The organism is Erwinia sp. PME.40.26/001, from assembly GCF_055556675.1.
In genome coordinates, this window is record NZ_JBVHNP010000153.1 from 1 (window position 1) to 274 (window position 274).

Here is a 274-nt window from a genome sequence, read left to right on the forward strand (position 1 = left end):
CCTCCAGCGCCGCGCGCACCGCCGTCAACCGCTCCGGGCTGGAGATGAAGGCCTTGTAGGCGGCTTCCGCGCGGGCGAAACAATCGTGGTCGTCGGACACCGCCATATAGGTGTCCCAGAACAGGTCTTCCTTGGTCTTATGCACCGCCGGGTAATCGCGGTTGAGCTGGTCGAAGCCCGCGCGCAGTTCGGCAATCGCTGTCATCTTGCTCACTCTCCTTTGCGCTGTCCGTCGGCCGCTTGTGGCGGGCCGGAACAGTCTGTTTATGAAGTT

At 62.8% G+C, this 274-nt stretch carries 1 protein-coding gene; it reads right to left on the reverse strand.

What is annotated here, in order from left to right; all coding sequences use genetic code 11:
• On the reverse strand, positions 1–205 hold a 205-nt coding region (locus tag ACZ3HG_RS23630), incomplete at its 3' end, for a hypothetical protein (protein ID WP_465334798.1).
• Positions 206–274: the final 69 nt, after the last annotated feature.